The organism is Polaromonas sp. (genome assembly GCF_039932935.1).
GTDB lineage: Bacteria > Pseudomonadota > Gammaproteobacteria > Burkholderiales > Burkholderiaceae_C > Polaromonas.
Genome location: NZ_JBDTPB010000034.1, coordinates 47871 through 69248 on the forward strand (window position 1 = coordinate 47871; position 21378 = coordinate 69248).

Here is a 21378-nt window from a genome sequence, read left to right on the forward strand (position 1 = left end):
AGGCTCAAGGAGAAATTGATATGACTACCCAAAAACCTTTTGTGTTGCTTGATCCCGCCTTGCTCAAACCTGCCATCGCGGCGTCGTTTACCAAGCTCAGCCCGCGCGTGCAGTGGCGCAACCCTGTCATGTTTGTTGTCTACATCGGCAGCATCCTCACCACCTTGTTGGGCTTGCAGGCCTTGCAAGGCCAGGGCGAAGCACCGGCGGGCTTTATCTTTGCCGTGGCCGTCTGGCTATGGTTCACCGTGCTGTTTGCCAACTTCGCCGAGGCGCTGGCCGAGGGCCGCAGCAAGGCGCAGGCGGCATCACTGCGCAGCCTGAAAAAAAGCACCTGGGCCAAGAAACTCAAGGAACCCCAGCATGGCGCCACATTCCTGCCGCAAGAAGCCGAAAATCTCCGAAAAGGGGATGTGGTGCTCGTGGAAGCGGGGGATATGGTTCCGCTGGATGGAGAAGTGATTGAAGGCGTGGCCTCGGTCGACGAAAGTGCCATCACCGGCGAATCGGCCCCGGTGGTGCGCGAGTCGGGTGGCGACTTCTCGGCCGTGACAGGCGGCACGCGCGTGCTGTCCGACTGGCTGGTGGTGCGCATCACGGTCAACCCCGGCGAATCCTTTCTGGACCGCATGATCAGCATGGTTGAAGGCGCCAAACGCCAGAAGACACCCAATGAAATCGCGCTGACGATCTTGCTCGTGGCGCTGACCATCGTGTTCCTGGTGGTCACGGTGACGCTGCTGCCGTTTTCCATGTTCAGCGTGGAGGCCGCAGGCGCGGGCACGGTGGTGAGCATCACCGCGCTGGTGGCCCTGCTGGTCTGCCTGATCCCGACCACCATTGGCGGCCTGCTGTCGGCCGTCGGCGTGGCCGGCATGAGCCGAATGATGCAGGCCAACGTGATCGCCACCTCGGGCCGCGCGGTGGAAGCCGCCGGTGACGTGGACGTATTGCTGCTGGACAAGACCGGCACCATCACACACGGCAACCGGCAGGCGTCCACTTTCCTGCCGGCGCCTGGCATGACCGGTGCGAAGCTGGCCACCGCAGCCATGCAGGCCTCCATGGCCGACGAAACGCCCGAAGGCCGCAGTATTGTCGCGCTGGCCCAACGCCTCGGTGCGAGCGAACCGCTTGCAGGTGAAAGTCATGAGGTCCCCTTCACAGCCCAGACCCGCATGAGCGGCATCGACGTGCAGCACCCCGACGGCAGCACGCGCCAGTTGCGCAAAGGCGCGGTGGATGCCATCCGAAAGCATGTGGAGTCACTGGGCGGCAGCGTGCCGGCCGAGGTGTTGCGCGTGTCCGACGAAGTGGCGCGCCGCGGCAGCACGCCGCTGGCGGTGGCCGACGGTAGCGTGGTGCTGGGCATTGTCGAGCTGAAGGACATCGTCAAGTCCGGCATCAAGGAGCGCTTCGGTGAGTTGCGCCGCATGGGTATCAAGACGGTAATGATCACCGGCGACAACAAGCTCACGGCAGCCGCCATCGCCGCCGAAGCGGGTGTTGACGACTTCCTGGCCGAGGCCACGCCCGAAGACAAGCTCAAGCTGATCCGCGAGTACCAGGCTGAAGGCCGTCTGGTGGCGATGACGGGCGACGGTACCAATGACGCACCGGCGCTGGCCCAGGCCGACGTGGCGGTGGCCATGAACAGCGGCACCCAGGCCGCCAAGGAAGCCGGCAACATGGTGGATCTCGATTCGAATCCGACCAAGCTGCTGGAGATCGTCGAAACCGGCAAGGCCTTGCTGATGACGCGCGGCTCGCTCACCACGTTCTCCATCGCCAACGACGTGGCCAAGTACTTCGCCATCATCCCGGCGATTTTTGTGAGTACTTACCCGCAGTTGGCCGCGCTCAATGTGATGCATCTGGGCAGCCCGTCGTCGGCGATTTTGTCGGCGGTGATTTTCAACGCGCTGATCATCATGTTTTTGATCCCGCTCGCGCTCAAGGGTGTGAAGTACCGCGCTGTGGGCGCCGCTACCTTGCTGCGCCGCAACCTTCTGATCTACGGCCTGGGCGGCCTGATCGTGCCCTTTGTCGGCATCAAGGCGATTGACCTGGTGCTGGTGGCCCTGAATCTGGCCTGACTTCACATCCACCAAGGAATCCTCATGACAACCATTCTTAGACCTGCATTGGTGATGTTCGCCGTGCTGACCCTGGCCACCGGTGTGGCTTACCCGCTGGTAGTGACCGGCGCCGCGCAATCGCTGTTTCCGGCGCAGGCCGGCGGCAGCCTGATCCAGCGTGACGGCAAGCTCGTCGGCTCCGGACTGATAGGGCAGAACTTCACGGATCCCAGGCATTTCTGGGGCCGCCCTTCGGCCACCGGCCCCATGCCCTACAACGCCGCAGCATCCAGCGGCGCCAACCAGGGGCCGTTGAATCCCGCGCTGGCCGATGCCGTCAAAGGCCGTATTGAAGCACTCAAAGCGGCCGATCCGGGCAACACTGCCCAGGTACCGGTCGACCTGGTCACCGCCTCTGCCAGCGGGCTGGATCCGCACATCAGCCCAGCCGCGGCCCGCTACCAGGTGGCCCGTGTGGCCAAGGCGCGCGGCGTGGCGGTTGAAAAAGTCCAGGCCTTGCTCGAGCAGCAAACCGAGCAACCCCTGTTTGCTATTTTGGGTGAACCCAGAGTAAATGTGCTCAAGCTCAATCTTGCACTTGAGGCTCTTCGTTAAGAGAAACGGCCATGGACTCTGAACTTTTGAGGGCGCTGAGTGCACTGGCCGCCTTTGGCCTGCCGCTGGCCGTGGCCTGGTGGATCGCGGGACGCGCCGACAAGCGGGCATCGCGTGAGCCAAAAGAGGATGAGTCCGGCGCGCAGGATGCCCGCCCCCGGTGTTACCCTTTGCGCAGAGACCTTTGAGACCTGCGAACCACCCTGGAACAACGCAAGCGCATGGCCAGCTTTTCCGACTCCCGACCTGACCCCGACCAGCTTCTGGACCGCCTGCGCGGCGAGGACGAAAAGGCGCGCCGGGGCAAGTTGCGCATTTACTTTGGTGCCAGCGCAGGCGTGGGAAAAACCTACGCCATGCTCAGCGCCGCCCAGCGCGAACGCAAGGCCGGGCGTGACGTGCTGGTGGGTGTGATCGAAACGCATGGCCGCAGCGAAACCATGGAACTGCTGGCGGGGCTGGAGCAACTGCCTTTGCGTGAGGTGGCGTACCGGGGGCGCACGCTGAAAGAGTTTGATCTGGATGCGGCGCTGGCGCGCAAGCCGGCCGTGTTGCTGGTCGATGAGCTCGCGCACAGCAATGTGGAAGGCTCGCGCCACGCCAAGCGCTGGCAGGACGTACACGAGCTGCTGGAGGCGGGCATTGACGTCTGGTCTGCCGTTAACGTACAGCACCTTGAAAGCCTCAATGGCACCGTGGGCGCCATCACTGGCATCCGTGTGCATGAAACCGTGCCCGACACGGTACTGGACGGGGCCGACGAGGTCATCCTGGTCGATGTCACCCCTGACGAGCTGATGGCGCGACTGAAGGCGGGCAAGGTCTACATGCCCCAGCAGGCCGAGCGCGCGGCGCAGAACTTCTTTCGCAAGGGCAATCTGATCGCCCTGCGCGAGATCGCGTTGCGGCGCACGGCCGAGCATGTCGAAGACGACGTGCGCAGCTACCGTGTCGAAAAATCCATCGCCCCGGTCTGGAACACGGAAGGCGCCATCCTTGCCTGCATAGGCCCGCGCGAGGGCGCCGAGCAAACGGTGCGCACGGCGGCGCGCCTGGCCGGCCAGCTCAATGTGCGCTGGCATGCGGCCTATGTGGAAACGCCTCGCCTGCAGGTGCTGGAGGTCGCCCAGCGCGACCGCACTTTGGCCGTCATCCAGCTGGCCGAAGAACTGGGTGCGGAAACGGCCGTGCTGACCGGCAGCGACGCCGCCGCCGAGCTGGTGGCGCAGGCGCAGCAACTCAATTGCGCTACCCTGGTGGTGGGCCGACCGCAGCTGGCGGGTTGGCGCGCCCTGTGGGCCGGCCCCACCATGACACGCCGGCTGGCCGCGCTGGCGCCCACCCTGGACATCGTGGAGGCGGGCCACGCAGACAGCGCGCGGCGTCTTTCGCGCGCCGTGCAGCGCTCGGCCGGTGATGATGAAGCCGCCGACTGGCAAGGCAAGCTGCCGGCCTATGCCTGGGCCGCAGCCGGCAGTGCCGCCATTACTCTCCTGGCCCTGCCGCTACTGGCATTTTTTGATCTGGCCAATATCGTCATGCTGTTTCTGCTGGGCACGGTGCTGGTGGCATTGAAGTTTGGTCGCGGGCCGGCGGCGCTGGCGGCCTTTCTCAACGTGGCGGCGTTTGACTTTTTTTTTGTGGCGCCGCGCCTGTCGTTTGCCGTCAGTGACGTGCAGTACCTGGTGACTTTCGGCGTCATGCTGGTGGTGGGCCTGCTGACGGGGCAACTTACGGCGGGCCTGCGCTTTCAGGCGCGCATCGCCGCCAGCCGGGAGCGCCGCGCGCAGTCGCTTTTTGAGCTCACGCGCGATTTGTCGGGAGCGCTGCTGAGCGAGCAGGTGATCGAGTTGGGCGAGGCGGCCGTGCAGCGCAACTTCGGCGGGCAGGTTGTGGTGCTGGCCACGGATGCGCATGACCAGTTGCGGCCCCTGGCGAATCCAGCGCCGGACTTTGACGCCAGCGTGGCCGACTGGGTGTTTCGCAATGAGCAGGCCGCCGGGCTGGCCACCGCCACCTTGTCGGCCCAGACGTGGCATTACATCCCGCTCAAGGCGCCGATGCGCGTGCGCGGCGTGCTGGCGCTCAAGCCGGCGCAGCCGCGTTGGCTGTTGATCCCCGAGCAGATGCAGCAGCTCGACACCCTGGCCCGGCAGGTGGCGATTGCGCTGGAGCGTGTGCACTATGTGGAGGTGGCGCAGGAGGCCGTGGTGCAGATGGAGTCTGAAAAACTGCGCAATGTGCTGCTGGCGGCGATCTCGCATGACGTGCGTACGCCGCTGACCGCCTTGATCGGCCTGGCCGATTCCCTGCAGCGAACGGCGCCGCCGCTGAGCGAGGCCCAGGCGGAGGCCGCCCGCGCCATCAGCAGCGAAGCGCGCCACCTGAGCACGCTGGTCAACAACCTGCTGGACATGGCGCGGTTGCAAAGCGGCGCCGTCAACCTCAAAAGCGAGTGGCAGTCGGTGGAAGAAATCGTGGGTTCGGCGATCCGCCAGACGCAGCATGCGCTGGCGGGCAAAGCCGTCACCACTGATGTGCCCGCCGGCCTTCCGCTGGTGGAGTTTGACGCCGTGCTGATGGAGCGGGTGCTGGTTAACCTGCTGGAAAACGCGGCCAAGTACGGGCGGGCGCCTGTCGAAGTCAGCGCGCATGTCACCGACAAGGCGCTGGTGTTTTCGGTGCGCGATCACGGCCCCGGCTTGCCCGAGGCCGTGCGAGGGCGCGAGCATGAACTGTTTGAGAAGTTCACGCGAGGCGTGACCGAATCGGCCACACCGGGCGTGGGGCTGGGCCTGGCGATTTGCCAGGCGGTGGTGCAGGCGCACCGCGGGCAACTCACGGCGGGCAATGCCGCGGACGGTGGTGCAGAATTCACGGTAACCCTGCCGCGCCGCCTGCCGCCGGACCTGCCCGAAAACGCCTGAGCCCTTCTTCCTCATTGCCCATGTCCCATCCCACGCCTGTTGCTGTTGTGATTGAAGACGAGCCGCAGATACGCCGCTTTGTGCGCTCAGCACTCGAAGGAGAAGGCTGGCAGGTGTTCGAAGCCGACACCGCACAGCGCGGGTTGATAGAGGCCGGCACGCGCAAGCCCGACCTGCTGGTGCTAGACCTGGGCCTGCCCGACGGCGACGGGCTGGAGGTGATACGCGACGTGCGCGGCTGGTCGGTAGTGCCTATCGTGGTGCTGTCTGCGCGCGCCGATGAGGCCGACAAAATCGCCGCCCTGGATGCGGGTGCGGACGACTACCTTACCAAACCCTTTGGCGTGGGCGAGTTGCTGGCACGCGTGCGCGCCAACCTGCGCCGCCCGCGCGCCGCCGGGGCCGACGGCGCGCCCGACGAGCCGCTGTTCGGCTTTGGCGACGTGGTGGTGGACCGCCAGGCCCGCCTGGTGCGGCGCGATGGGGTGGAGGTGCACCTGACGCCCATCGAATACCGCCTGCTCACGGTGCTGATGGCGAATGCCGGGCGGGTGCTCACGCACCGCCAGTTGCTGCGCGAGGTGTGGGGCCCGGCGCATGCAGGGCAAAATCACTATTTGCGCATCTATATGGGGCACCTGCGCCAGAAGCTTGAGGCCGATCCGGCGCAACCCAAACACCTGCTGACTGAAACCGCAGTGGGTTATCGCCTGTGGGTGGCCTGACTGCCGCACGGCAGATTAAGTGACAAATACAGCTGCGGCCCGCGAATGACGAGCGTAAGCAGCTATAAAATAGATAGCAAATGCAAGAACCCCTGAAACCCGGATCCGGCCCCAAACCCGTGGGCGCTGCCGTGCGGATCCAGAAAACCACCGCACCTGCGCCTGCGCCCGGCGCGCTGGCGGCTACCGTGCGCTTGAACAAGCGCATGGCCGAGCTGGGCCTGTGCTCGCGACGCGAGGCCGACGACTGGATCGCGCGGGGCTGGGTGCGTGTGAACGGCGCGCCCGCCGTGATGGGCCAGCCGGTGGCCGTGGACGCGCGCATCGAGATCGACCGCCAGGCCGAGCAGCAGCAGCGCCAGCAGGTCACCATCCTGATCAACAAGCCGGTGGGCTATGTTAGCGGCCAGGCCGAAGACGGACACGAGCCCGCCGTGGTGCTGGTGCAGCCGCAAAACCGCTGGCGCGAATGCAATAGCCGCATGCGCTGGGGCCATGAGCAACTGCGTGGGCTGGCTCCGGCCGGGCGGCTGGACATCGACTCCATCGGCTTGCTGGTGCTGACGCAGGACGGCCGCGTCGCGCGCCAGCTGATCGGCGAAGACTCGGAAGTCGAAAAAGAGTACCTGGTGCGGGTGAGCCTGGGCCTGGGCGGTGAAAGCAGCAATGTGCAGGCGGTATTCCCGGCAGAAAAACTGGCCTTGCTGAACCATGGGCTCAGCCTGGACGGCCAGCCTCTGCGCCCCGCGCAGGTCAGCTGGCAAAACCCTGAGCAACTGCGGTTTGTGCTTAAAGAGGGGAAGAAACGCCAGATTCGCCGCATGTGTGAGCAGGTCGGCCTGTTTGTCACGGGCCTGAAGCGCGTACGCATCGGCCAGGTCAACCTCGGCCATTTGCCGGTGGGTCAATGGCGCTATCTGGCGCCGCACGAACGGTTTTAGCCGGCCGACGGCCTGCGCGCCGGCTTTGCCTTGAGTGTCCTGGTCCTACCTGGATGTGCGCCAACGGATGGCAGTTCGCTCCAGCCCGAGGCATAAAGTGAATGCATGGCACTTATTACTTACCTGGTTGAAGACAACGAGATCGTTCTTGAGAACCTGATTGAGGCCCTCAAGGAGATCGCCGCAGTCCAGGTGACGGGCTACGGCGCCACGCAAACTGAGGCCAGCCGCTGGCTCAAGCTGCACGACGGGGAGTGGCATCTGGCCATCGTGGACCTATTTCTGAAGGAGGGCAGCGGGCTGGGCGTTTTGGCGGGCTGCCGCAACCGCGAGCCCTACCAGAAGGTTGTCGTCCTGAGCAACTATGCCACTGCGGAAATCCGCAGGCGTGCCGCTGAGCTTGGAGCCGATGCGGTTTTCGACAAGTCCAGTGAACTGGAAGACCTGTTTGAGTATTGCAACGAGCAAACAGCCTTGCATTAGCAGGAGCTGTAGTTTGCTATTAATTTTATAGCCGCTTGCGCTGGCTCTGCTTGGGCTGGCGGCACATTTCATCCCTAAACCGGCTGCCGCTGCGTGCCGCTGGCGCATAGAGGCCGATCACGCCACAATGCGCCATGAACACCTTTGACCGGCCGGCAGCCCCGGCTTCTTCTGCTGCGCCTGCTGCCCCTTCCCCGCCCAAGTCTTCCCGCTTGCCAACCTGGCTGCATGTGTCTGATGTTCAGGGCTTGGCGCAGCTGGCCACGCAAGCCACTTTGGGTATCACCGGTCTGGCAGAAACTGTGCAGGGCAATGTGTACAAAACCGTTGCGGCGCCTTTGGGCTTGCTGGGCTCCCGGTTTGTTGACAGCACCCCCGGGAGCAGTGGCGTCAGGCCTTCCGGCATCACGGGCTGGGTTTATGGCGGCATCAGGGGCATCACGCGGCTGGCCGGCGGCACCGCCAATGCGGTGTTGTCGCGCGTCGTGCCGCTGGCCGGGGTGCAGGCGTCGTCTCCCAAGCGCGAGGCCATGCTGTCTGCCCTGAACGGCGTGTTGGGGGACCTGCTGCTGGACACGGGCAACCCGCTGGCCATTCACATGGCGTTACGCCACGAAGGCCGGCCGCTGCTGCTGGACCCCGCAGCGCTTGCCCTGCGCCTGCCCCAAGCGACGGGAAAAATTCTGGTGGTGATTCACGGGCTGTGCATGAACGACCTGCAATGGTCAGGCAGCGCCGCTTTGCCGCAGGGCCATGGTGGACAACTGGCGCGTGAGCTCGGTTACACGCCGGTGTACCTGCACTACAACACGGGGCTGCATACGTCCATCAACGGTGAGCAGCTGTCCGGGCTGTTGCAGCAGTTGGTCCGGGCCTGGCCGCAGCCTGTGCAGGAGGTGACTTTGCTCGGGCACAGCATGGGCGGCCTGGTGGCCCGCAGCGCCTGTTTCCATGCCGCGCAGGCGGGTCAGAGCTGGCTGCAGCAGCTCAAGGCCATGGTGTTTTTGGGGACCCCTCATCACGGCGCACCGCTGGAGCGTCTGGGCAGTTGGGTGGATGGTGTGCTGGGCAGCAACCTGGTGACGCGGCCCTTCGCGCGTATCGGCCAGGTGCGAAGCGCCGGCATCACCGACTTGCGCCACGGCAATGTGCTGGAGGCCGACTGGCGACAGGCGGGCCGCTTTGAGCGCAACACCGACGTTCGGCAGGCCGTTCCCCTGCCGGCGGGTGTGGCGTGCTATGCGGTAGCGGCCACCACGCTGGCGCCCGGCAGAGGGCCGATGGTTTCGGTGAGGGAGGCGTTGGCGCGCAAGCTGGTGGGCGATGGACTGGTGTCACTGGAAAGCGCCTTGGGCCAGCATGAGGAGGCGGGCCGTACCCTGGTATTTGCGCCGGAAAACCAGTGGGTGGCGCAAGGCGTGAACCATATGGAGTTGCTGAGTCGTCCCGAGGTGACGCGGCAGTTGGTGCGGTGGTTGGGCCGCCAACCTTCCTGACAGCGCTGGGTTCGTTCAGGGCGTGACCAGACTCACGCTGACGGGCCAGTTGAGATTGGATGTCTGGGGTATTGCGCCCGGGGTACGGTCCTTCAGGCTGAAGGCGTGTTGCAGTGCCAGCTCAAATCGGCCGGGACGCATTGCGCAGATCCGGTAGCCGCCGTTGGCCGCCTCGACGCGAGTTCCAGCGCTTCCGCTGATGCTTAACTGCCAGTCTGTCACTTGCTGCTGGTTGAGTTGCAAGTCCATGCAGAAGCCCTTGCCCAAGGTCGATACCAGCACCATGCGTTGCGTGGCTGAGATCAGGGAGCCCGCCGTGTCGGCAGAGAACAGGGCGGCCGGGTGGCTGTTTTCCAGGATACGAAGCACAGCGGGAATCACGATGGCGAAATCCAGTGAGGTGCTGGCTTGGGGCTTGTCAACGCTTAAGGTTTCGCCTGCACGTGAATTCTGCGATGTGAAGCACATGCCTGCCACCAGCGCAGCCAGCGCCATGAAGCGGCTGAAGGATGTGAGGCAGGGGCTGCAGGAGGACACGGGGCTGAACCTGTGAAGTGGTTGATGACAGCCTCATAGTAACTAAATTGATAAAAGTGATGCAAGACATTAGTTACTGTAAATATGTGACTTATTTACGCAAATTTCAGTTTAAGTCGCAAATTTGCCTCGGTTTTCAGTGATTTTCTCAAATTTAGGCGAAATGGCGGGAGGGTTTATCAAATTTCAGCCCGATTTACGCGTCGATCAGCTTGGCCTGCGACGCCCGCACCCCGTTTGGGTTACATAAATGCGGGTGAGACAGGTGTCAGCGTTCGCGCTGTACGGCGAAGTCGAGTGAATGCGTTTGGCGCACCATGACCACGGTCTTTGCCGGTTCGCGCAGCACTGGGCTCCACGGCAGGGGAACATTGTCCGGAGAGACTTCAATCAGATGCTCCCCGGCGGCCACGAAAGGAAACTCGTAGCGTCCCTGGCTGTCGGTTTTGGTCACGTAGCGTCTGTCCAGGACCACCGTCACGCCAGGCACACCGCCCTCGGAGGCTTCTCTGCGGCCGTTGCCATCCGCATCAAAAAATACCGCGCCCGTCAAGCCGCCGGAACCTGTTCCCGGCAGGCCGCCGAGCGGTGCGATGGAAGTGCCGGCCCGGTCTTCGTAGCGCAGCAGCAGTTGCACGCTGCGGTTGGTCTGGGTGGCCGCAATGGCCTGCTGCGTCGCCGTTGTGAGCGCGGAAACCACGAGGGCGGGGAGCGGCTCCTGTCCGCGTGACTCGGTGTACCGCAGCGTAAGCGACCAGCCGCCATACGGTTGCCAGCTCACGCCCACGTTGGCATTGAGCGATTCGCCTCCATCGCTGCGCCGCGCTCCGCGCACGGAGCCATCGAGTGACCACTGCGACCAGGGGGAAAGGGTGCCGAGCACGCCCCAGATCAGGCCGGTGGTGGGGCTGACGCTTCCGCTCATGCGTTCCCATGCCAGAGAGGTGTTGAAACTGGCGGGCAATGTGACCGGCCAACTCTGGTCTACCCCCAGCCGCGTGGTCCGGATGCCGGAGGCGTTGGCCAGGTCGCCTCGCCATTGGGTCTGGCCCCAGTCGCCGGTGCGGCTCCAGGACAGCTGGGCCGACTGGCCAGGGCTGCTGATGGTGCGAAAGCTGAGGGCCGCGCCCACCGAGTTGCGTGAATCCAGCAGGTAACGGCCATTGACATTGATGAAGGCACTGCGTCCGGAACCGCCGCCGCCCGCACCGCCACTGACGCTGTCGCTCAGCTCGGCCGCGAAGCCGGCTTGCCATTGCCGGGTAGAGGTGTCTGCCTGCCAGTAAACCCCCTGCAGGTCGCTGGCCAAAACAGTGGTGCCCCAGCGCAAATTGGGCTCGAAGCGGAAAACGCCTGCGGTGTTGCGCCAGCGCTCGGTTCGCCAGGCGGCATCCGCCCAGAGACCGGTCGCCGCACCGCCCTGTGTTGCATCGCTACGCACTACGTTGGCCTGAAGGCGCAGGCCGCCGACGCGCTCGCTGGCCGCTCCGTAGCCGGTGGCCAGGCCGGGGCCCCAAGGTGCCGCGCCCTCCCAGGAGGCCGCGGCAAAGTAGCCGCGGGTGTTCAGTGCATTGCCGAACCCCGCGCCGTCGGAAATGTTCTTGCCGTCAATCAACTGGATCGCGGCGTCGCTGCGGCTTCCCGCACCCAGCGCGTTGCCGATGGGAAGGCGAAATTGCGCACCCGCAGACCCGATGCTGCCGCCGGAGGTCTGGAACCCTGCAGCGTCAAGCCCGCTGAAAAGACCGGTGCGTCCCGCCGCGGCGTTCAGGTCGATGGTGTCGTTGAGATACCACTGCCCGCCCACGCCGCGGATGGGTGTGGCCGGTACGGAAACCCGCCCCGTGCCCCGGGCGAGCCGGGTGCTCACGGTGTTGATGTCACCGGCGTTGTGATTGGCGAACCAGCCGCCGTCCAGCGGCAGCCCGCGCTGGTCAATGCGCCAGGTGCTGCCGCTGTTCTGCGCCTGGTTGCCGGGTGCGTTGGACTGTTGTTGAACCAGGTTGGCATTGACTGAGAGCGCGCCATGGTTTGGCGTGTCAATGAAACCGCCCAGGCCCAGTGCACGGGATGTACTGTCGCCGCCGCCGGTCTGCCTGAACAATGAATAGTCAACGCGCCAGCTGCGTGGCCAACCCGCTTCGTTGTATTCGCTGGACTTCAATTGGAGCGCACCGTCCGGGTCCGGCAGGCCTTCCATGACCCGGTCCACATAAGGCTCTGGCTCTGGTTCTGCTGCGCCGGGCGCGGCTGCCGTCTGGGCCAGCGCCGCGGCCGTCGCGAAACTGGCACCCAGGCCCGCAAGGCCGAGGCGCCACCACTTCGAAGGGAAGGAAGAAGGGGTGATCGGCGTGTTCGCCCGTCGCGTCATGGGGCGAAGCGTTGCTCAATACTTTGTGTTTGGCCTTTGCCCCACTCGAGCTTGCCGCGCACAGTGACGGGGTAGCGAATCTGCGCCGCGGTGTCCTGGTCCCCTGGCCGTGTGGCACTCAGCGGAATGGTGCGCGTCTCGCCGGGCAATATGGGAGTATTGGCGGGTGAGAATTCCAGTGACGTGTTGGACGCATCAGTGCCGTTAAGGAATCCTGTGAGTCGGCCATGCGCGGCGCCGCTGTTGCGAATTTGCAAAACGGGTGTGGGTTTACCATTGACGGTCTGGACTCCCGATCCGGCAACGCTCAGCTCCGGCACGGCGCCGCCGATGGTGACGTATACGACCACGCCGAGCCGGGCGGAAAATGGAATGGGCGGGCCCGATTCCATGCGAGTGACTTGCTCCTGCCCTTCGAGCATGACAGCAAATCGGCATTCGCCGGGCTTGGCGTCAGCCGGAACATTCACCTCAAAACGAAACCGGTAAGGGCGTCCGCCCGCAACGGTGAGTTCGCGCCGCTCAATGGTCACCCAGGGGCGGCAGCTGCCTGGCCGCAGTTCGTCGACAAAGGTGACGGCGTTGTCCATGCCGAGTAGCCAGTCCGCCGTTTTGATGCTGAATGTGCTTGGAGCTGACGACGCATTGGTAATTTCCATGATTTGGCGAATGCGCTCGCCGGGTTTGACCTCAAGCTCAAACCGGGGAGGGGACACCGCCAACGCAAATTCGCTTGCCATGGCGCAAGGCGCCATCAGGGCCAGGGCCAAGCCAACAGAGCTCGCCGCATATCGTGGCATGTCACGTAACCGGGGACGGATCATGGCGTGTCTACCTCAAAATAGAACTGCAAGGCTTGCGATGACACCAGTGCGCGGCCATCTGTTCTGAGAAGCAACTCAACGGTTTCTTCCAGAGTCGCTGCGCTGGCGACGCCATCGAAAATTAAAGTGCGCCCGCCGGAGCGGAGCGAGCCCGGCAGCAGACGGCCCTGGGTTCGCCAGGTGACAAAAATGGGTTCGCCCGGCATGGGCGCGAGCGCCATGTAAAGCCGGACCGGCTGGTTCAACCAACGCGTCAGATTGAGGCGCAGGGCGACGCGCACGCTGGCTTCCACCGAATTGTCTGCGCCGCGGCCGGGAACCAGTTGCCGCCAGCGCATCGGTACGACGCCCTGCGTCACCACGGTACCAGTGTCGTCCACGCGGGTCGTGGTTGCCATGGCCGGCGGCGCCATCTGCAGGCCGGCGGCTAGCAGGCACCCAGTGATCAGGACTCGCGGTATAGCGGCTTTCAGGGTCATGGGGCTGTCAGGGTGTAGCTGACGCGGCCGGTGAAGGTGCCCGAGCCCACCAGTTGGGCATTGGCATAGTTGAACTGCAGGCAGCTTTCAAACCAGGTGTTGCGCGTGACGCTGAGCAGGGTCTGTGAGGCGCCGCCTACAAAGGTGCCACTGGGAATGGTGGCTGTAGGGTCCGATGCACCGCCAGACACCCAGGAGATGGTGTTGAAGGGGATGGTGTTTCCGCTGGCATTGACCAATGAGGCTGGCGCGGTGGCCGTCAGGGTGGCATTGGCTCCGGTTCCTGGCGTGCGGTAAAAGCCCCCGACATAAACCTGCGCCGGTACGGTACAAAACGCGAATCCGTCATAGGGACTCGCGCTGACGGTGCTGTCGGTGGTCATGGCACTGGTGCCCGCGCCGATGTTGGCGGCCGGAATGGTAACCGAAACCCGGTTAACGGTGCCGTTGTTGCCTGGTGTTCCGCCGGAGTTGAAGGTCCCGCCGGTCATGGCACCAGCGCCAACTTGCAGAAACAAGGAGCGTGTTCCTGCCGTGATATTCACGACAAAGGCCTGGGCAGTCGTACAGGCCAGCACGCAGCCGAGCAGCATGAGCAGGCGCCATGTGGAGCGGCGTGAATGCAAAGATGGGTCTGAAGGAACGCGCATACGTGGCACTTTACGCTAACTGACAAGGATTACAAAAGAATGGCCCCACAAGTGGAGCCATTCTTTGTAGCAGGGAGAGACGATTCAGAGTTGCGTAGCGGTATACGTAACGCGGCCGTTCTTGGCGATGGTGCCGCCGTAGCTGCCGGCTGCGGGCAGGGTTGCATTGAGGTAGGTATAGGTCCACTTGCCTTCGACGCGAACGAGCTTGTTGGCGGCGGTCAAAGTGGTGGCGGTACCGGCTCCGCCGCTTGCGCCCAGGTTAAATGCTGGGTGGGTAATGGCCGCATTGGTAAAGCCGGCGGTGGTGGCGCCCAGTGCTGCGCCGGCCACGTTGATCTGGCTCCAGGGGATCACTTCACCGGCGGTGCCGGTGGTCAGCGGGCCGGTGGTGGCTGAATTGAGGCTGATGTTGCCGCCGTTGCCATAAACGCGAACGGTCACGGCGCCTGCGGTCAGGTCACCGCCGACACCTGCGATCACACTGCTGTCGCCTACGTTGGCGCCCGGAACCGTGAACGTGACGCTGTCAATCGTGCCGTCAGTTGCCGTATTGCCGGAGCTGGTGCCAACACGCAGGAACAGCACTTGCGGGATAACGATCGTCATGTCCACGCGCGCCGTCGCGGTCGAATTGAGGATGGCAGGGTTGGTGAAGGTGGATTCGGCGTGGGCGGTAGCGCTGAGCAGGCCGGTTAGGCCCAGGGTACTGACAAGAAGGAGTTTTTTCATGATGGTTCCTAAGGGTTAAGGTTCAGTTAGAGCTGCGTGGCTGTATAAGTGATTCGGCCGTTTTTGGCGATGGTGCCGCCGTAGGTACCGGCTGCGGGCAAGGTTGCGTTGAGATAGGTATAAGTCCATTTGCCTTCGACGCGGACAAGTCGGTTGGTGGCCGTCAGCGTTGTCGCCGTACCGGTTCCACCGCCTGCACCCAGGTTGAATGCGGGGTGAGTGATGGCAGCATTGGTGAAGCCGGCGGTGGTGGCGCCGAGCGCTGCGCCGACCACGTTGATCTGGCTCCAGGGGATCACCTCGCCGGCGGTACCAGTTGTCAATGGACCGGTGGTGGTTGAGTTGAGGCTGATGTTGCCGCCGTTGCCGTAAACGCGAACGGTCACGGCACCTGCGGCGAGGTCGCCACCGACGCCGGCGATCACGCTGCTGTCACCCACATTGGCGCCTGGCACCGTGAAGGTCACGCCGTTGATCGTGCCGTCGGTGGCTGTGTTGCCGGAGCTGGTGCCCACCCGCAGGAACAGCACCTGAGGAATCACGATGGTGAAGTCCAGGCGCGCGGTTGCGGTTGAGCCGGCCACTGCGGGCGTGGTGTACGTGGACTCGGCATGGGCCGGCAGGGCCAGCAGGCCTGCGAGGCTTAACGCACTTGCTAAAACAATTTTTTTCATCTTCGGGTTCTCCAGATCGTGTGATGCGGTGGATCGGAATTCAGGATTGGCCTGAACTTGGATGGACTGTAACTAGGAGTTTCTAAAAAAGGTGGATTTACATTCGTAACTCCGGCCTCAAACGGTAATTCCGTCACGCTTAAGTCATTGAAAACAATGAATTTCTACGAAATGGCAACAAAAAGGAGGTGCCATAAGATGGATGTAACGATCGTTGCTTGCGGCGATTCGTGAGATATTTCCCAAAATAATGTAACCAGTGAGAAACAATTGACGGAGAGTCGCCAGACGACGCTTTTCTCCGTTTTTTCCTGCCCAACTACAGTGACGCTAGAGCTGATCAGGCACTCGTTGTACGGAAGGTAGCGCTGGTCAATGAAAGCCGTAGCCGCACGCGCTATTCAACAGTCAAGCGGGCGTTCAAGCGATCAGAAGGCGATGGTGGACGAGGATTGCATGCACTGCGAACCGTAGAGGTCCGGCGGGCATTTGTGAAGGCGTTGGCCTGGGAGTTATATAGGTGCGCGGCGATGGTCGCGCGGCCCTGTCATGTATGGACACATCACAGGGCAAACAGCCGGCTCAACCGTGTGCTGGCGGCATCTTGCGACGGGTGTTATGGGCAGAGCGCTAACACGCAGTGCAAGCGGCACCGGGTGTGCTGGTCGAGGAGTTCTTCACCATGGCTCACACGTGTGGGCACGTCGTTCCTCGCGCAGGCGTGCTTTGCCATGGAGGAGGCACCCTCATGCCGGTTGCGGACAAGCGCTTGATGGCTCGGTCTGAAAGGTGCAGGCGAGCGAGAGGAAATTTGGGCGTCGCCTCAAGCGGTGTGTTGACCGCCGCTTACCAGGAAATGGTCAATTCAACCGGGTCCCGGGAGTTCATGGGCTTGCCTGCTACCACCGCCAGGCGGGTACCCGCCGAGTCGGACATGGCATTCATGCGTTGGGTCTGGCCGGTTTTGCTGGTGGATGCGCTGGCGATGGCCTGAACATCCACCGTGGCGGGGCAGCTGATGCGCAAAGTACCTGCCTGGCCCTCGGGCTGGCCGCGATGGGTGCACCGGTGGTCTGCCGTGACGGCCTCACTGAAGCTGCGTAACATGATGGTGACACCAAAGGAGCCGGAAGCTGTCTGCGCCTGGGCTGCGCCATGAATTCCCAGTAAGGCCGAGGTGAACACGACAGCGGTGCAAGCGATTTTGATGATTTTCATGACAACAACTCCTTAAATCGTTGGAAGCTGTCGTAATACTATCTAAATTGATAATTTGAAGCAATTCGTAAAAGTCACAGCATATTTGTTAATTTGTGACATTTCACACGAAGGGGGGTGGCGAATCCGGTTTAGCGGGAATCAATCCGGAGACATTCCAGAATGCGGCGAGACGCGGCCCTCTCTCTTGGTCTGGCAAACGCAGAATAGGGGGCGCGGAGTAGCTGCCGTTACCTGCATCTACAGATAACGGACCCGTTGATGCGGGGGAAAGGCGGCCTTGCAGCCCTAGTAGGTGACGGTGACCGCGACCCCGGTCTGGGTGGCTGTACAGGCGGCTGTGGAGCAGGTTCCGGCCTGGCCGGCTGCAATGGTGCCTGTAACCGTATAGGGCTGAGCACGGCCATCACCCGTTGCGCCAGCACTGCTTAGTGCCAGTGTGTAGTTGAGGCCCAGCAATGTCCCCGCGGCGGGGGACAGCGCCAGGGAGTAGCTGGTGCCGCGGGTGCAGTCGACCGTGAAGTTCATGGTGCCGATCTGGGCGGTGGGTGCAAAAGAGGTGTAGTTCAGTGTCAGTGTAGAGGGAGAAATGGCGCCCGGCGCTGCATTGCCGGAAGCCACCTGCCCGACAAAACACTGCGCGATGATGCTCACGGTAGGCGTGAAGGTCGTGGTTGCGACGACGGCGCCGGCGGTGGTCAACTGCAGGCTGGTAATGAAGGTTTCGTCATAAATGCCTGCGGTGTTTCCGGTTTGCCCGGCTACCACGCGGAAGTTGTAGGTCAGGACGGTGCTGGCACTCAACGCCGCGCCAAATGTCAAGGTTCCATTGACTCGCCCGGTGCCGGTATTGATCCAATCGGTCGTGGTCGCATTCTTGTAGATGTTGACATCCAGTCGATTGGCGTTGGTGGTGCTTCCGCCATGACGGAAAATCCGGCGCGAAAGGCCGGTGCGGCTGCCGTAATCAATGCTGACCCAGTAGGTCGTGCTGTTGGCGTCCGTCGCCAGCCTGGTGCAGTTCACGGTGATCGTGCCGCTGGCATTGGCGGCGGCGGCCCCATTGGTGTAATTGAGGTCTACGGACGTGGCTGCGAGTGTGCAGGTAATGGCTGCTTTGGCTTGCAGCGCGCAAGTGCACAGCAGGGCTGCCAGGGCAATGCGCAATGCGTAAGAGACACTCATCGATTGACTCCGTTAATCGCCCAGGCTTCACATTGGGACGACTTCTAGCTGCTGATGGTAACGTTTTGTAGCAATACTGTGAATGGTGCCGTATTGCGCCATTCCTGCCGGTACAGATGCCTCAAATCCGTGAGAAAAATCACGTTGGTGAAAGCAAAAAATAATCGCGTTACTTAGTACGTGATCGTCAGGGTCCGCGCCTGGGTGCTGGTGCATGTGCCCGTGGCACAGGTGCCGGACTGGCCGCCCGGGACGGTGCCGTTGATCGTGAAATTCTGCGGGAAGCCCGTACCGGTCTGGCCTGCGGGATTGCTCAAGGCCAGGTTGTAAGTGAGCGTGAGCAGGGTTCCTGTTGTCGCGTCCAGCGCCATGGTGTAGGTTTCACCGATGGTGCAGCGCACGGCATACGCCGTGCTGGCCGTGGCCGCGGCCACCTGGAATGAGGCGTAGTTGAACTGGATGTTGCCGGGCGGTGTGCTGAGCAGGCAGACGGACTGGTTGTTGATGCTCACGGGGAACGTGGGGGAAACGGTCACGTTGCTCGGTCCGTTGTCATAGCGCAGGCGCATGGTAACGGTGTCGGTGAAGAGCTTGGCCGACTTGTTGAGCCCGGCCGCGATACGGCTGTAGAAGACATGAGTGGCGCTGGCCGTCAGGGCACCGCCGAAGTTGATCGTTCCGGCGAAATCCGTGGCATTGGTTCCGCCCCATGGCCCTGTTCCGGGCGCCGTCCTGTAGAGTTCGTAGGCGATCCGGTTGGTCTGGCCGTTCCCATTGACCGCCTGGTTGGTGTTGCCGGAGGGGTTAAAGCCGTTGTCGGCCTGCAATGTGTAGGCTGAGGTGGTCGGGTCCGTAGGGCCGCGGGTACAGTTGACTGACACGCTCCAGGCATCGTCGGCGGGGTTCGGATCGTTCTCAAAGTACACCACCTGGACCGGGGTCGTCGTGGCGTTGCAAATCAGCGCGGCCCTGGCTGGCGCCGCGCCCAGAAGGGGCAGGCATACCGCAGCGGCAAGGTGCCATGGTTTGGTGTAAATCATCGTTTGATCCCGCTGCAACGCACCGGGCCTACCCGGGCGATATCTTCCAGATTGCCCGGCGGCAATGCCACCGCAAAAGTGCAATCGGAACCGTTCCATTTCAGACGCAGACGGTTCACCGCCTGCAGCCCGGTCACAAAAGCCTCGCCGCGCCGGGCGGTAAAAAATTCTTTTTTGTCGCCAATCAGCTCCACTTCGGCACCGGGCGGCGCTGGCTCACCGTCGTCGAATTCAATGCGAATCAGGGCGCCCCGCCCGGAACGGACAGGAAAGGCGATCTTCACCCCGCCGCGCAGCGCCGGCACGGCTTCGAGCTCGATGGAGTCAAGCTCGGCGCTGATGGGCAGCTCGCTCGGATCCAGGCGCACGCTGTTACGCTGGAACGGCAGCAGCCGCGGCAGCAGCGCAACGCCGTCTGCATTGGTGCGGGTCAGGGTGCTACCCTGAAAGCCTACACCCACATTGGCATAACCCGGCACTTCCACAATGGCAAAGCTTTCCTGCACGCGGCGGGTCGCAAAGACTTGGCCCTCTGCCGCCACCATGCCCCCGATGAGGCCCAGGCGCAGATTCTGCTGGCTCTCCCCGTTGCTGACGTCAGCCGAAAACAACCCTTTGGTGCCCTGGTAATACGCGCCGCCTTCCGCGTAGCGGCCGTCCGCACGGGTGCCGAGCGCCGTTCGCCACCCCCAGCCGGTTTCGGCGCTGACTGCGCGGCTGGCGTTGACATACCCCTCTGTGGTCCCGCTGCGGGTGGTCACGCCTGCGGCGACGGTGATCCGGTTTTCCAGCGGCACGATCAACGTGGCGCCCACGGAGTTGCCCGAGCTGATGCCGCTGAGGCGGGTCGCGCTCAGGGTCAGGGCTGCCCGTTGGCCGAGGCGTATGGTGTAGTTGACGCTGACGGTGTTGAGCTTTCCGAGGTCGTAGTTGTCAAAGCCCGCATAGCTGATATTGAATGCGCCGAAATTGTCGCTGCTATAGCTGTAGCTGGCCGTGGTCTGCAGGCGGGGCGACAGCGTGTCGATACCAATCTGCCGATAGCCACGCGATGCGCCTTCCGCGCTGAGCGACACGCCGTGCCGCAGTCCGCTGCGCTCGACCCCGAGCATCCAGTTGGTGCCCTGGCCCGCCGCGTCGCTGCGGCTCACCGAGAACGCCGTCTGCCCCAGCATCTGGAAGGGCAATTCGTAGCTGGCACCGCCGCCCGCGCGCATCAGGGACTTTGACCATTCGCCGTTGGCTTCGACTGTGAGACTCTTGCTCAGGCCCTGACGCCAGAGACCGGAAACGAACCGCTCCCCGTAGTCGGCGTTCTCAATCCCGAGGTCGCGGCGCACGGCGCCCAGCTCAAAGCTCCAATCGCTGAGGTTTTCTTCCAGCAGGTTGGCATTGCTGAAAAATGATTGGGTGATGACGGTTTCCCGGCCCAGGATGTCGCGCACCACCACACGGGCTTCCCCGGCACCGGTGAGCGCGGAAAAATTGTCAATGCTGAAGGGGCCGGACGGCACTTTGGAAGTTTGCCGCAGCGCGTCATTGACATAGAGTTCAACGGTGCTGGGCGCGGCCGACAGGCCGGTAACCGTCGGAATGGGCTGGGTGACGAAGCCTGGCTGGAGCGAGAAGTTCTTGCTGAACTGAATCCCGCCAAAATACACCTGACGCCCCGAAATGCCGGTGCGCGTGCTGCTGTCGCCCAGGCGCAGGGAGCTGTTGCTGTCCAGGAAGTTTCGGGTGTAGGTTGTTTCAAGCCGGCGCCATGACGCCTTGAGCGTCGGGTCCTGGCTGATAAGGTTGCGTCCCACGTAGCTGCTGGTCAACAGCCCCATTTCCCCCGACACGCCGAACTCGGTCAGGGCGCCCAGGTCCTTCGAGTCCGTGGTATTGCCGGCAACGCGGTTGCGGGTGGTGATGTAATTCAGGTCGTAATTGGCAAATGCGGCGGGGATCGACGGTGACAGCGGAGGGCGCATGGCCGACTCCTGCGTCAAGCGCACGGCGTTGAAGGCCGCTGGCGAAAACACCAGGTCAACCGACTGGTCAGCGAAATTAAGCCGCGCCTCGAATCCTGGAATAGCCGAAAGCGGAAACCACTTTTGACCCTGGAAATCGACGTCCTGGGCACTGGGCCGATGGTTCAGGCGCCATTCTTCAAAGGCGTCTTCGGGTGCATACAGGATGCCGTTGCGTTCAAGCAACGTCCAGACACCCCCCTTGGTGCTATTGATGAAGACTTCCAGCGGAAGGAGCCGGTCATTTGCGGAACGGGCCGCGGGCGGGGCATTGGAAGAGGCCGGTGTCTGGGCATGCGCCAGCAGGCCGCAACAAAGGCCTGCAAAGCCGATCGCTACGGGATGTTTTCGTAAAGTCCGCCAACGCCTCATTGCAACGGTGTGCCAA

At 63.2% G+C, this 21378-nt stretch carries 19 protein-coding genes; 8 read left to right on the forward strand and 11 right to left on the reverse strand.

Annotation, left to right across the window (positions count from 1 at the left end; translation table 11 throughout):
* Positions 1 to 20 precede the first annotated feature (20 nt).
* The 8 genes from kdpB (at position 21) to ABI546_RS04870 (ending at position 9265) form a co-directional block, all read left to right on the forward strand.
* On the forward strand, positions 21 to 2096 hold the full coding sequence (kdpB, locus tag ABI546_RS04835) for a potassium-transporting ATPase subunit KdpB (protein ID WP_348044647.1): 2076 nt from the start codon (positions 21 to 23) through the stop codon (positions 2094 to 2096).
* A 24-nt stretch (positions 2097 to 2120) separates the two neighbouring features.
* Positions 2121 to 2693, forward strand: a complete 573-nt coding sequence (gene kdpC, locus ABI546_RS04840; protein WP_348044649.1) for a potassium-transporting ATPase subunit KdpC — start codon at positions 2121 to 2123, stop codon at positions 2691 to 2693.
* An 11-nt stretch (positions 2694 to 2704) separates the two neighbouring features.
* Complete coding sequence (locus tag ABI546_RS04845; protein WP_348044651.1) at positions 2705 to 2881, forward strand: hypothetical protein; 177 nt, start codon at positions 2705 to 2707, stop codon at positions 2879 to 2881.
* A 33-nt stretch (positions 2882 to 2914) separates the two neighbouring features.
* Positions 2915 to 5620, forward strand: coding sequence for a DUF4118 domain-containing protein (locus ABI546_RS04850; protein ID WP_348044653.1), 2706 nt, complete (start codon positions 2915 to 2917; stop codon positions 5618 to 5620).
* Between the two features lie 20 nt (positions 5621 to 5640).
* Positions 5641 to 6345, forward strand: coding sequence for a two-component system response regulator KdpE (gene kdpE, locus ABI546_RS04855; protein ID WP_348044655.1), 705 nt, complete (start codon positions 5641 to 5643; stop codon positions 6343 to 6345).
* An 80-nt stretch (positions 6346 to 6425) separates the two neighbouring features.
* Positions 6426 to 7286, forward strand: coding sequence for a pseudouridine synthase (locus ABI546_RS04860; RefSeq protein WP_348044657.1), 861 nt, complete (start codon positions 6426 to 6428; stop codon positions 7284 to 7286).
* Positions 7287 to 7391: 105 nt separating this feature from the next.
* Positions 7392 to 7769, forward strand: a complete 378-nt coding sequence (locus tag ABI546_RS04865) for a response regulator (protein WP_348044659.1) — start codon at positions 7392 to 7394, stop codon at positions 7767 to 7769.
* Positions 7770 to 7903: 134 nt separating this feature from the next.
* On the forward strand, positions 7904 to 9265 hold the full coding sequence (locus ABI546_RS04870; RefSeq protein WP_348044661.1) for an alpha/beta hydrolase: 1362 nt from the start codon (positions 7904 to 7906) through the stop codon (positions 9263 to 9265).
* 15 nt (positions 9266 to 9280) lie between these two features.
* On the opposite strand, the gene ABI546_RS04875 is transcribed toward ABI546_RS04870, so the two are convergent.
* The 11 genes from ABI546_RS04875 to ABI546_RS04925 form a co-directional block, all read right to left on the reverse strand.
* Positions 9281 to 9802 carry a hypothetical protein gene (locus ABI546_RS04875; RefSeq protein WP_348044663.1) on the reverse strand — a complete coding sequence of 174 codons (522 nt, stop codon included), beginning with the start codon at positions 9800 to 9802 and terminating at the stop codon, positions 9281 to 9283.
* Between the two features lie 268 nt (positions 9803 to 10070).
* Positions 10071 to 12173, reverse strand: a complete 2103-nt coding sequence (locus tag ABI546_RS04880) for an SdrD B-like domain-containing protein (RefSeq protein ID WP_348044665.1) — start codon at positions 12171 to 12173, stop codon at positions 10071 to 10073.
* The gene (locus ABI546_RS04885; RefSeq protein ID WP_348044667.1) at positions 12170 to 12913 is read right to left on the reverse strand and encodes a hypothetical protein; all 744 of its coding nucleotides are present in this window, start codon (positions 12911 to 12913) and stop codon (positions 12170 to 12172) included. The genes ABI546_RS04880 and ABI546_RS04885 overlap by 4 nt, the downstream gene beginning before the upstream one ends.
* A gap of 80 nt (positions 12914 to 12993) precedes the next feature.
* Entirely contained in the window at positions 12994 to 13476 is a 483-nt protein-coding gene (locus tag ABI546_RS04890; RefSeq protein WP_348044669.1) for a hypothetical protein, read from the reverse strand.
* Positions 13473 to 14126, reverse strand: a complete 654-nt coding sequence (locus ABI546_RS04895; RefSeq protein ID WP_348044671.1) for a hypothetical protein — start codon at positions 14124 to 14126, stop codon at positions 13473 to 13475. Before ABI546_RS04895 ends, ABI546_RS04890 begins: the two co-directional genes overlap by 4 nt.
* Positions 14127 to 14210: 84 nt before the next feature.
* Positions 14211 to 14858, reverse strand: coding sequence for a hypothetical protein (locus ABI546_RS04900; protein WP_348044673.1), 648 nt, complete (start codon positions 14856 to 14858; stop codon positions 14211 to 14213).
* 26 nt (positions 14859 to 14884) lie between these two features.
* Positions 14885 to 15532, reverse strand: a complete 648-nt coding sequence (locus tag ABI546_RS04905; RefSeq protein WP_348044674.1) for a hypothetical protein — start codon at positions 15530 to 15532, stop codon at positions 14885 to 14887.
* 846 nt (positions 15533 to 16378) lie between these two features.
* A complete protein-coding gene (locus ABI546_RS04910) occupies positions 16379 to 16750 on the reverse strand; it encodes a hypothetical protein (protein ID WP_348044676.1) in 372 nt (123 codons plus the stop codon).
* Between the two features lie 288 nt (positions 16751 to 17038).
* The gene (locus ABI546_RS04915) at positions 17039 to 17935 is read right to left on the reverse strand and encodes a hypothetical protein (RefSeq protein WP_348044678.1); all 897 of its coding nucleotides are present in this window, start codon (positions 17933 to 17935) and stop codon (positions 17039 to 17041) included.
* 173 nt (positions 17936 to 18108) lie between these two features.
* Positions 18109 to 18975: a spore coat protein U domain-containing protein gene (locus ABI546_RS04920; RefSeq protein WP_348044680.1), complete on the reverse strand. Its 867-nt coding sequence runs from the start codon at positions 18973 to 18975 to the stop codon at positions 18109 to 18111.
* Positions 18972 to 21362, reverse strand: a complete 2391-nt coding sequence (locus ABI546_RS04925; protein ID WP_348044682.1) for a fimbria/pilus outer membrane usher protein — start codon at positions 21360 to 21362, stop codon at positions 18972 to 18974. Before ABI546_RS04925 ends, ABI546_RS04920 begins: the two co-directional genes overlap by 4 nt.
* Positions 21363 to 21378: the final 16 nt, after the last annotated feature.

What these genes read in the sequence shown, in the direction of transcription:
- ABI546_RS04900 (WP_348044673.1), bottom strand. Translation starts at nt 14,858, where the DNA reads ATGAAAAAACTCCTTCTTGTCAGTACCCTGGGCCTAACCGGCCTGCTC.
- ABI546_RS04890 (WP_348044669.1), bottom strand. Translation starts at nt 13,476, where the DNA reads ATGACCCTGAAAGCCGCTATACCGCGAGTCCTGATCACTGGGTGCCTG.
- ABI546_RS04905 (WP_348044674.1), bottom strand. Translation starts at nt 15,532, where the DNA reads ATGAAAAAAATTGTTTTAGCAAGTGCGTTAAGCCTCGCAGGCCTGCTG.
- ABI546_RS04915 (WP_348044678.1), bottom strand. Translation starts at nt 17,935, where the DNA reads ATGAGTGTCTCTTACGCATTGCGCATTGCCCTGGCAGCCCTGCTGTGC.
- ABI546_RS04885 (WP_348044667.1), bottom strand. Translation starts at nt 12,913, where the DNA reads ATGGCAAGCGAATTTGCGTTGGCGGTGTCCCCTCCCCGGTTTGAGCTT.
- ABI546_RS04925 (WP_348044682.1), bottom strand. Translation starts at nt 21,362, where the DNA reads ATGAGGCGTTGGCGGACTTTACGAAAACATCCCGTAGCGATCGGCTTT.
- ABI546_RS04860 (WP_348044657.1), top strand. Translation starts at nt 6,426, where the DNA reads ATGCAAGAACCCCTGAAACCCGGATCCGGCCCCAAACCCGTGGGCGCT.
- ABI546_RS04865 (WP_348044659.1), top strand. Translation starts at nt 7,392, where the DNA reads ATGGCACTTATTACTTACCTGGTTGAAGACAACGAGATCGTTCTTGAG.
- ABI546_RS04895 (WP_348044671.1), bottom strand. Translation starts at nt 14,126, where the DNA reads ATGCGCGTTCCTTCAGACCCATCTTTGCATTCACGCCGCTCCACATGG.
- kdpC (WP_348044649.1), top strand. Translation starts at nt 2,121, where the DNA reads ATGACAACCATTCTTAGACCTGCATTGGTGATGTTCGCCGTGCTGACC.
- ABI546_RS04870 (WP_348044661.1), top strand. Translation starts at nt 7,904, where the DNA reads ATGAACACCTTTGACCGGCCGGCAGCCCCGGCTTCTTCTGCTGCGCCT.
- ABI546_RS04910 (WP_348044676.1), bottom strand. Translation starts at nt 16,750, where the DNA reads ATGAAAATCATCAAAATCGCTTGCACCGCTGTCGTGTTCACCTCGGCC.
- ABI546_RS04850 (WP_348044653.1), top strand. Translation starts at nt 2,915, where the DNA reads ATGGCCAGCTTTTCCGACTCCCGACCTGACCCCGACCAGCTTCTGGAC.
- kdpE (WP_348044655.1), top strand. Translation starts at nt 5,641, where the DNA reads ATGTCCCATCCCACGCCTGTTGCTGTTGTGATTGAAGACGAGCCGCAG.
- kdpB (WP_348044647.1), top strand. Translation starts at nt 21, where the DNA reads ATGACTACCCAAAAACCTTTTGTGTTGCTTGATCCCGCCTTGCTCAAA.
- ABI546_RS04880 (WP_348044665.1), bottom strand. Translation starts at nt 12,173, where the DNA reads ATGACGCGACGGGCGAACACGCCGATCACCCCTTCTTCCTTCCCTTCG.
- ABI546_RS04845 (WP_348044651.1), top strand. Translation starts at nt 2,705, where the DNA reads ATGGACTCTGAACTTTTGAGGGCGCTGAGTGCACTGGCCGCCTTTGGC.
- ABI546_RS04920 (WP_348044680.1), bottom strand. Translation starts at nt 18,975, where the DNA reads ATGATTTACACCAAACCATGGCACCTTGCCGCTGCGGTATGCCTGCCC.